At 67.7% G+C, this 8,712-nt stretch carries 10 protein-coding genes; 4 read left to right on the plus strand and 6 right to left on the minus strand.

The features are described from left to right. Position 1 precedes the first annotated feature (1 nt). From A5645_RS04670 to A5645_RS04680, 3 genes are all read right to left on the minus strand, one after another. The gene (locus A5645_RS04670; RefSeq protein WP_065128610.1) at positions 2 to 1,132 is read right to left on the minus strand and encodes a nitronate monooxygenase; all 1,131 of its coding nucleotides are present in this window, start codon (positions 1,130 to 1,132) and stop codon (positions 2 to 4) included. 90 nt (positions 1,133 to 1,222) lie between these two features. Beyond that, entirely contained in the window at positions 1,223 to 1,708 is a 486-nt protein-coding gene (locus tag A5645_RS04675) for a hypothetical protein (RefSeq protein ID WP_065128611.1), read from the minus strand. Between the two features lie 108 nt (positions 1,709 to 1,816). After that, positions 1,817 to 2,320 (minus strand): hypothetical protein, encoded by a 504-nt coding sequence (locus A5645_RS04680; protein WP_065128612.1) that lies wholly within the window; start codon positions 2,318 to 2,320, stop codon positions 1,817 to 1,819. A gap of 126 nt (positions 2,321 to 2,446) precedes the next feature. On the opposite strand from A5645_RS04680, the gene A5645_RS04685 reads away from it, so the two are divergent. Genes A5645_RS04685 through A5645_RS04695 form a run of 3 tightly spaced genes read left to right on the plus strand, consistent with a single transcriptional unit; the run spans position 2,447 to position 6,347 of the window. Continuing rightward, positions 2,447 to 4,372 (plus strand): flavin-containing monooxygenase, encoded by a 1,926-nt coding sequence (locus A5645_RS04685; protein WP_065128613.1) that lies wholly within the window; start codon positions 2,447 to 2,449, stop codon positions 4,370 to 4,372. Between the two features lie 3 nt (positions 4,373 to 4,375). Continuing rightward, entirely contained in the window at positions 4,376 to 5,401 is a 1,026-nt protein-coding gene (locus A5645_RS04690; protein WP_065128614.1) for a zinc-binding dehydrogenase, read from the plus strand. A 25-nt stretch (positions 5,402 to 5,426) separates the two neighbouring features. After that, positions 5,427 to 6,347 (plus strand): carbon-nitrogen hydrolase family protein, encoded by a 921-nt coding sequence (locus A5645_RS04695; RefSeq protein ID WP_065128615.1) that lies wholly within the window; start codon positions 5,427 to 5,429, stop codon positions 6,345 to 6,347. Here A5645_RS04695 and A5645_RS04700 read toward each other — a convergent pair. Together A5645_RS04700 and dtd are read right to left on the minus strand one after the other, a co-directional pair. Beyond that, entirely contained in the window at positions 6,331 to 7,233 is a 903-nt protein-coding gene (locus tag A5645_RS04700) for a class I SAM-dependent methyltransferase (RefSeq protein ID WP_065128616.1), read from the minus strand. The two genes, A5645_RS04695 and A5645_RS04700, sit on opposite strands and share 17 nt — an antisense overlap. Positions 7,234 to 7,250: 17 nt before the next feature. Further along, positions 7,251 to 7,682, minus strand: coding sequence for a D-aminoacyl-tRNA deacylase (gene dtd, locus A5645_RS04705; RefSeq protein ID WP_065036374.1), 432 nt, complete (start codon positions 7,680 to 7,682; stop codon positions 7,251 to 7,253). Positions 7,683 to 7,714: 32 nt separating this feature from the next. Here dtd and A5645_RS04710 point away from each other — a divergent pair, with 32 nt between their 5' ends. Further along, positions 7,715 to 8,020: an MTH1187 family thiamine-binding protein gene (locus tag A5645_RS04710; protein ID WP_065036375.1), complete on the plus strand. Its 306-nt coding sequence runs from the start codon at positions 7,715 to 7,717 to the stop codon at positions 8,018 to 8,020. On the opposite strand, the gene A5645_RS04715 is transcribed toward A5645_RS04710, so the two are convergent. After that, the gene (locus A5645_RS04715) at positions 8,017 to 8,511 is read right to left on the minus strand and encodes a macro domain-containing protein (RefSeq protein ID WP_065036403.1); all 495 of its coding nucleotides are present in this window, start codon (positions 8,509 to 8,511) and stop codon (positions 8,017 to 8,019) included. The genes A5645_RS04710 and A5645_RS04715 overlap by 4 nt on opposite strands. Positions 8,512 to 8,712: the final 201 nt, after the last annotated feature.

The following is an 8,712-nucleotide window of genomic DNA, read 5'->3' on the forward strand; positions in this document are numbered from 1 at the left end:
GTCAGACCGCGGCGGCCTCGTTGAGCTCGTCGAGCCTGCTGGTCGCCTCCAGGTACTCCTGGACCCAGCGTTCGATCACGGTCGAGGTCTTCTCCACCTTCTGGAACTGACCGACCACCTGCCCGACCGGGTTGAACGCCACGTCGACGGACTCGTTGGGATACCTGTTGGTGGCGCGCACCGCCATGCCGGACACCATGTACTGCAGCGGCATGCCGAGCGGCTTCGGGTTGTCCGGCTGCTCCCAGGCTTCGGTCCAGTCGTTGCGCAGCATCCGGGCCGGCTTGCCGGTGAAGGAGCGGCTGCGGACGGTGTCGCGGCTGCCCGCCTTGATGTAGGCGGCCTGCTGCACCGGGGTGTTCGAGGATTCCTCGACCATCAACCACTGCGAACCGGTCCACGCGCCCTGGCAGCCGAGCGCCAACGCCGCGGCGATCTGCTGGCCGCTGCCGATGCCTCCGGCGCCGAGCACCGGGATGGGGGCGACCTCTTTGACAACCTGCGGCCACAGCACGATGGAACCCACCTCGCCACAGTGCCCGCCGGCCTCGCCGCCCTGGGCGATGATGATGTCGACGCCGGCGTCGGCGTGCTTGCGCGCCTGCGACGGCGACCCGCACAGCGCGGCGACCTTGAGCCCGGCGTCATGGATGTGCTTGATCATGTCCGCGGGCGGCGTGCCGAGCGCGTTCGCGATCATCTTGACCTTCGGGTGCTTGAGCGCCACCTCGACCTGCGGGGTGGCCGTCGCCTCGGTCCAGCCGAGCAACTGCAGGGTGTCACCGTCGCTGTCTTCGACCGGTACGCCGTGGTCGGCCAGGATCTTCTTGCCGAAGTCCAGGTGTTCCTGCGGCACCATTTTGCGCAGGGTCTCGGCCAGTTCCTCGGCGGACAGGTGCCAGTCCATGCCCTCGTACTTGTTCGGAATGACGATGTCCACGCCGTAGGGGTGGTCACCGATGTTCTCGTCGATCCACTTCAGCTCGATCTCGAGCTGCTCGGGGGTGAAGCCGACGGCGCCCAGCACGCCGAAGCCGCCGGCCTTGCTGACGGCGACGACGACGTCGCGGCAGTGGGTGAAAGCGAAGATCGGAAACTCGATACCGAGTTCGTCGCATAGGGCGGTGTGCATGCCAGCTCCTCGGGCGTTCGCCGAATTGAAACGTGTTCTAGTTTAGTACGGACGCCGACCGCGTGGCCAGTGAGGTCGAATGTGTCGCGACTAATGCCCGTCAGACAGGCCGTCGGGAACCACGCCGTGTACCGACCACAGCACCGTAAACGCAAGCAAACACCCGAAGCAGATCAGGTGATCGCGGCAGACGGCGCGAGCCAGCCGGCTCTGGCCCACCGCAGTGTCCACCCGCTTTCCGAGCCGCACCGCACTCGGGACGGTATGGAACATCGCCAGCGCCACCGGCAGGCCGGCCAGCGCAGTCGAAGTCAGCAGCAGCCAGGCCGGTCCTCCACCGTTCAGCGCGTGAAATACCAACGCGGCCAGAAGGATCAGCATGACCAGTGCGATGAGTCTGCTCATCGGGCGTGAGGTGGTGGTGGCCCGGTGATAGTAGGCCGCGATGGACGCCAGTACCGGCTCGGGCAATTCGTCACCGTCGGGCCCGGCCCGAAGCACCTGGACGTCGAAGATCAGGGCCATCCACAGCACGGCCAGCAGGAAACCGCCGCAGGCCGCAAGTAGCGGTTCCATAGCCGCACTCCTCAGGTCTGCGCTGTCACTTCTGTTCGGCCTATCAGCGGACACGGCGGCTTTTAGAACAGGTTCCACCATCGCGCACGGGCCACAACCGGTCGCTGCTCAGGCCTTCTTTCGTTTCAATCTCGCATTGCAGTTGGGGCAGACGAAGGACGTCTCGTTCACCGAGACGCTGTGCACGTGCCGGCAGGCGTGACACCGGACTTTGGTCTTCTTCTCGGCGGGCACCTCGGCGGGTGTCTCGGCGGACGCTTCGGCGGACACCTCGGTAGGCACGTCGGCGTGGTCCGGTTCCGCGGCGTTCTCCTCGGCCGGCTCCGGCGTCGTCGCCCGGTCCTCCCGGGCCTCGTCACGCCGGAACAGATAGATGCCCACCACCTCGTCGTTGGCGACCCAGTCGGCGTGCTCGAGGCGCCATCCGGCCTGCTCGACAAGACCGAGGGTTGCCCCGACGTCCGCGGCGTGCGGCAGCTGAATCTGGAAGAACTCCTCGCCGCGGTCGAAGGCCTGGATGGCGCGCCGCTGCGGGAATTCGCGCGGCGTTTGCTTCGCCGGGCCGGCCGCGCCGCTGCGCGCGCCGGTTGCCTTCTGGCCGAACAGACCCATGGACCGGAACTTACGCCGGGGATTAGCGGAGTCTTGATCGGGGTGCGGCACCGCGGGTAGCGTAGGGCTGCCAATTACGAAACCTTCAGTAGCGTAATTGCGGCCAGCCGAAAGGAATCGCCCTCGATGCGCAGCCGGTACGCCGGGCAACCCTTCACGACCCCGACATCGGAGATCGCCGCCGCGCTGGAGGAGGTCAGCATCCCGACGTTGCTGCTGTCGTTGGTGCACATCACCGGTGACCCGCGGTTCATCCGCGACTACAAGCAGCTGGGTGTGTTCCTGAACGAGGTGCAGGGGTTCATGTCCGAGGAGGACAAGGCCCGGGCCCGCGCCGAAGCGCTCGCGGTGATCGCCGAGTACCGCGACCGCGGGTGCCCCGAGCCGGCACCACTGAGCGCCGAGTTGATCAGGGAGATGCTGGACTGGACGGCCTGCGAGCGCGTGCCCGATGACTACCTGCCGTTGGCCCTCGAGGAGATGGACCTCGAGGGTGTCGACCCGCGACGCCCGGTGGCGCTGTCAACGGAGAGCACGGCGGACCTTTCCGTCCTCGTCATCGGTTGCGGCGAATCCGGCATCCTGGCCGGTCTGCGGCTCAAGCAAGCCAATATCCCGTTCACCATCGTCGAGAAGAACGCGGGGCCCGGCGGAACCTGGTGGGAGAACAGGTATCCCGGCGCCCGTGTGGACGTCGCCAATCACTTCTACTGCTATAGCTTCGAACCCAACAACGACTGGACGCACTTCTTCGCCGAACAACCCGAGTTGCAGCGGTACTTCACCACGGTGCTGGCCAACCACGAACTGGCCGAGCACGTCCGGTGGAACACCGAGGTGCTCTCCGCCGAATGGCAGGAGGGCCACTGGGCGGTCGCGCTGCGCGGACCCGAGGGTCACACCAGCACGGTGCGGGCCAGGGCGGTCATCACCGCGGTCGGCCAGCTGAACCGGCCGTACCTGCCTGACTTCGACGGCGCCGACGCCTTCGAAGGACCGTCGTTCCACTCCGCGGCCTGGGACCACTCCGTCGACCTGACCGGCAAAAGGGTCGCTTTGGTCGGCGCCGGCGCGAGCGGGTTTCAGATTGCGCCCGCGATCGCCGCCGACGTCGAGCGCTTGACGGTGTTCCAGCGCACCGCACAGTGGATGTTCCCGAACCCGATGTATCACGACGAGGTCGGCGACGGCGTGCGCTGGGCGATGCGGCACCTGCCGTTCTACGGCCGGTGGTACCGGTTCCTGTTGTTGTGGCCGGGCGCCGACAAGGGACTCGACGCCGCTCGAAGCGATCCCGACTACGCCGACCAGGATTACGCGGTCAGCGACATCAACGCCGCCGCCCGGATGATGTTCAGCCACTGGATCACCAGCCAGGTCGGCGAGGACGACGAGTTGCTGAGCAAGGTGATGCCCGACTATCCGGCCACCGGCAAACGCACGCTGCAAGACAACGGAAGCTGGCTGCAAACGCTGCAACGCGACAACGTCGAACTGGTCCGCACTCCGATCCAGCGCATCACGCCGCGCGGCATCGTCACCGAGGACGGTGTGCAACACGAGGCCGACGTCATCGTCTACGCCACCGGTTTCCGCCACACCGATGTGCTGTGGCCGTTGAAGATTTTCGGCCGCAACGGGATTGACCTGCATCAAGTGTGGGGGAGCCGACCGCGCGCCCATCTGGGCATCACCGTTCCCGGGTTCCCCAACCTGTTCATCATCTACGGGCCGGGCACCCACCTGGCCCATGGCGGCAGCCTGATCTTCCAATCCGAATTGCAGATGCGTTACGTCAACCTGTGCCTGCAACGGATGGCCGAGGAGCGGATCGCTGAGCTGGAGCCCACACCGGAAGCTACCGCCGCATGGCACCGGCGCACGCAGGCCGAGATCAAGAAGATGGTCTGGTCACATCCCGCGGTCAAGCACTCCTACTTCAAGAACGCCGACGGCGAGATCCACACGGTCAGCCCATGGCGTCTCAACGAGTACTGGGCCGCGGTGCGTACGCCGGACTGGTCCGATTTCATTGTGCGACAGGAGAAGTGACCTATGCGGACAGTCGTCGTCGACGGGCCCAGCAGCATCCGGGTGGACAAGCGTCCCGATCCCGGCCTGACCGGTCCGGACGGTGTGATCGTCGCGGTCAGCGCCGCCGGCATCTGCGGATCCGATCTGCACTTCTACGAAGGTGACTACCCGATGGCCGAGCCGGTGGCTCTGGGTCATGAAGCGATCGGAACCGTGGTCGAGGCCGGATCCGAGGTGCGCACCGTCAAGGTGGGCGACGAGGTGTTGGTGTCGTCGGTGGCCGGCTGCGGCGCGTGTCCCGGCTGCGCCACCAACGACCCGGTGATGTGCCATTCGGGCCTGACGATCTTCGGCGGCGGGGTGCTGCCCGGCGCACAGACCGACCTGCTGGCGGTGCACGCCGCCGACTTCCAGGTGCGCAAGATCCCGGAGGGTATCAGCACCGAGCAGGCGCTGCTGCTCACCGACAATCTGGCCACCGGCTGGGCGGCGGCCCAGCGCGCCGACATCCCGTACGGCGGCACGGTCGCGGTGATCGGCCTGGGGGCGGTGGGACTGTGCGCTCTGCGCAGCGCGTTCCTGCAAGGCGCCGCAACGGTTTTCGCCGTGGACCGCGTCGAGGGGCGGTTGCGGCGCGCGGCTGACTGGGGTGCGACGCCGGTGACCTCGCCCGCCACCGAAGCGGTACTGGCCGCGACCAGCGGCCGGGGTGCGGACGCGGTGATCGACGCTGTCGGCACCGACGCCTCCATGACCGACGCACTGTCGGCGGTGCGGCCGGGCGGCACCGTGTCCGTCGTCGGCGTGCACGATCTCCAACCGTTCCCGTTTCCCGCCCTGATGACGCTGATCCGCAGCATCACGCTGCGGATGACCACGGCACCCGTGCAGCGCACCTGGCCGGAATTGATCCCGCTGCTGCAGTCGGGACGACTGGACGTCGACGGGATCTTCACCACCGCGCTGCCGCTCGACGACGCGGCCAAGGCGTACGCGACCGCCGCGGCCCGCTCCGGTGACGACGTGAAAGTCCTGCTCAAGCCGTAGTGGTCGGCTGTGGCAGCATGGCCCCATGCGCTGTGCGGCAATACAACTCGAGGCGGTGCCGGCCGATGTCGACGCGAACCTGACCACCGTCGAACGTCTGGTGGAGGAGGCGGTCGCCGCGGGCGCGGAAACGATCGCGTTACCGGAGTTCTTCACCACCGGAATCGGTTTCTGGCCGGAACTCGCCGAGGCCGCGCAGCCGCCCGACGGGAAGGCCACCGAACTCCTGCTCGGGCTCGCGCGGCGACACGGTGTGATGATCGGCGGCTCGTTGCTGATCCGGGATACCGACGGAGACGTTCGCAACGCGTACCTGCTCGTCACGCCGGAGGGATTGGTCGGCCGCCACGACAAGGACCTGCCGACGATGTGGGAGAACGCGTTCTACATCGGCGGTGATGACGACGGGGTGATCCGGGCGGGTGAGATCGCGGTGGGCGCGGCGGTGTGCTGGGAGCTGATGCGCAGCCAGACCGCGCGTCGGCTGCGGGGCCGCGTTGACCTGGCGATGACCGGATCGGGATGGTGGTCGATTCCGGACTGGTGGCCGCAAGCCGGCTTTCGCCGCTTGGAGGCGCGCAACGCGGCCACCGCGCGCAAAGCCGCCGCCTTGTTCGCCGGTTACATCGGTGCGCCCGTCCTGCACGCTGCGCATGCGGGCTCGGTGCAGTGCCGGATGCCTTGGCTGCCAATGAGTTACGCGGGCCGCTTCGAGGGCGGCACCCTGATCGTCGCGGGCGACGGCACCGTGCTGGCCTGCCGCGACGGGGCCGACGGCGAGGGCATCGTCGTCGCCGAGGTCGAGGTCGGCCGGCGCACTCCGCGGGCCGAGGTGCCCGCCGGGTTCTGGCTGCATCGGCGCGGTGCGCTGCCCGCCGCGGTGTGGCATTACCAGCGGCTACACGGCCGCCGCTACTACCGGCGCCACGTCAGCGGGTCGCGATGACGTATTGCGAGTGCATGAAGCTGTCGATTTTGATGTCGACCTCGGGTGGCGTCAGCCCGTAACCGGCCTGCAGGTCGAGTGTGTTGCGCACCGGCTCGATCGCCCATCCGTCCGCGGCCAGCCAATCCGTCGGGTCGGTCGGGTTCTCATACGTCAATGACGAGAAGTCGATATCGCCCGCCACATTGACACCGGGGTGCGATTCCTCCAGCTCCGCCAGCTGATCGTGGTCCAGGCGAGAGCCCAGGGCGCCGATGGCGAGCCGGCTGCCCGGTGCGCTCAACTCGCCGATGCCGGCGAACAGCGCCTGGTGAGCTTTGCTGGTGAGGTAGGGCAGCAGGCCCTCCAACGACCATGCGCTTGGGCTTTGCGGGTCGAAACCGGCCGCCACCAACGCCGCGGGCCAGTCGGTGCGCAGGTCGGCCGCCACCTCGCGGCGCTCCGCCTTCGGTTGCGCGCCGCGCTCGCCGAGCACCTGGGTCTTGAATTCCAGCACCTTGGGCAGATCGATTTCGAAAACGGTTGTCCCGGTGGGCCAGTCGAGCCGATATGCCCGGGAGTCCAGTCCGGCCGCGACGATCACCGCCTGCCGGATGCCGGCCTCGCACGCGGCGTCGAAGAACTCGTCGAAGAACCGCGTTTGCACGCCGTAGAGCCGTGGAAAGGCGCTCTCGTGTTCGGAGGTTCCCGGATTGGCCAGCAGGCCGTTCAGATACGGATCCGCCGACGCCTCGATGAACAGCTTCGCGTAGTCGTCCCGCACCAACGGTTGCTGACCGATGGCGTGCAGCGCACGCCAGGCGGCCACGATCAGAGCGGTGTAGCCGACGCCGCTGACGATGTCCCACTGGTCGTCGTCGGAGCGAAGCGAACCGTATTCCGTCATAAAGCTGAACGTACCCGTCAGAGCTCCAGTAGGACCGTTACTGGGCCGTCATTGACCAGTTCAACCTGCATGTGCGCGCCGAACACCCCCGTTTCGACCTGCGCTCCGAGCCGGCGCAGCGCCTCGGCGAGGGCCGCCACCAGGGGCTCGGCGACCGCTCCGGGGGCCGCGGCGTTCCACGACGGGCGCCGGCCCTTGGCCGTATCGGCGTACAGGGTGAACTGACTGACCACCAGAATCGGCGCCCCGACATCTGAGGCGGACTTTTCGTCGTCGAGAATCCTTAGCTTCCAGAGCTTTTCGGCCAGCCGGCGGGCGTGGTCCGGTTCGTCGCTGTGCGTCACGCCGACGAATGCCAGCAGGCCCTGACCGGTCGGCCGGATCTCGCCGACCACTTCACCGGCAACCGAGACCGACGCCGAGGAGACCCGCTGCACCAGAAGCCGCATGGGTCTCGATGCTGCCATGCGACAGTAGACGGGTGTCGGTACTGGTCGCGTTTTCGGTGACCCCACTGGGCGTGGGGGAGGGCGTCGGCGAACTGGTCGCCGAAGCGGTTCGAGTGGTGCGTGATTCGGGGTTACCCAACAAAACCGACTCGATGTTCACCGTGATCGAAGGGGACAGCTGGGAGCAGGTGATGGCCGTCGTGCAGCGCGCGGTCGAGGCGGTAGCCGCGCGCGCCCCCCGGGTCAGCACGGTGATCAAGGTGGACTGGCGGACCGGGGTTACCGACGCGATGACGCAGAAGGTGGCATCCGTCGAGCGCTATTTGTCGGCTGACTAAGCCTGTACGGCGGCGGTGAACGCGCGCTCGGCCTCGCCGCCGTGCACGGCGAAGACGACGCGCCGCAACGAACCGGGCCGGTGCCCTCGGACGGCGTCGACCATGAGCCGCGCCGCGTCCGGCAGCGGAAAGCCCCCGACGCCGGTGCCGAATGCCACCAAAGCCAGCGACCGGCAACCCAGCTCTTCCGCTTTCTGCAACGTTGAAGTTGTTGCGCGCGTAATGATTTCAGCGGATGTCGGACCGCCCAGCTCCATCGTTGCCGCGTGAATCACATACCGGGCGGGCATGGCGCCCGCGGTGGTCTCGACCGCGTCGCCCAGCCCGATCGGCGCCTTCTCGTTCGACTCGCGCTGCACGCTCGGTCCACCCGCGCGGGAGATCGCCGCCGCTACGCCGCCACCGTGGCGCAACTGAGTGTTCGCCGCGTTGGCGATCGCGTCCACCTCGAGTTTGGTCACGTCCGCCTGCAACACCGCCAGCTCGATCATGGGGACATTCATGGGTTCATTGTCTCGCTACGCGTAGCGTGAGGCCGAACAGAGTGGACGGCTGGACAGGAGGCGGTAGATGACCGAAGGCGGTCACGGAGGAGCGGGCGGAGCCGGCGGGGCTGGCGGCGCCGGCGGTGCCGGAGGTTGGGGCGGCCAAGGCGGGCAAGGTGGCCAGGGCGGCCGGGGTGGTGAGGGCGG

It is taken from the genome of Mycobacterium asiaticum (assembly GCF_001673635.1).
GTDB classification, from domain to species: Bacteria; Actinomycetota; Actinomycetes; order Mycobacteriales; family Mycobacteriaceae; genus Mycobacterium; species Mycobacterium asiaticum_C.

What these genes read in the sequence shown, in the direction of transcription:
- A5645_RS04670 (WP_065128610.1), bottom strand. Translation starts at nt 1,132, where the DNA reads ATGCACACCGCCCTATGCGACGAACTCGGTATCGAGTTTCCGATCTTC.
- A5645_RS04675 (WP_065128611.1), bottom strand. Translation starts at nt 1,708, where the DNA reads ATGGAACCGCTACTTGCGGCCTGCGGCGGTTTCCTGCTGGCCGTGCTG.
- A5645_RS04680 (WP_065128612.1), bottom strand. Translation starts at nt 2,320, where the DNA reads ATGGGTCTGTTCGGCCAGAAGGCAACCGGCGCGCGCAGCGGCGCGGCC.
- A5645_RS04685 (WP_065128613.1), top strand. Translation starts at nt 2,447, where the DNA reads ATGCGCAGCCGGTACGCCGGGCAACCCTTCACGACCCCGACATCGGAG.
- A5645_RS04690 (WP_065128614.1), top strand. Translation starts at nt 4,376, where the DNA reads ATGCGGACAGTCGTCGTCGACGGGCCCAGCAGCATCCGGGTGGACAAG.
- A5645_RS04695 (WP_065128615.1), top strand. Translation starts at nt 5,427, where the DNA reads ATGCGCTGTGCGGCAATACAACTCGAGGCGGTGCCGGCCGATGTCGAC.
- A5645_RS04700 (WP_065128616.1), bottom strand. Translation starts at nt 7,233, where the DNA reads ATGACGGAATACGGTTCGCTTCGCTCCGACGACGACCAGTGGGACATC.
- dtd (WP_065036374.1), bottom strand. Translation starts at nt 7,682, where the DNA reads ATGCGGCTTCTGGTGCAGCGGGTCTCCTCGGCGTCGGTCTCGGTTGCC.
- A5645_RS04715 (WP_065036403.1), bottom strand. Translation starts at nt 8,511, where the DNA reads ATGATCGAGCTGGCGGTGTTGCAGGCGGACGTGACCAAACTCGAGGTG.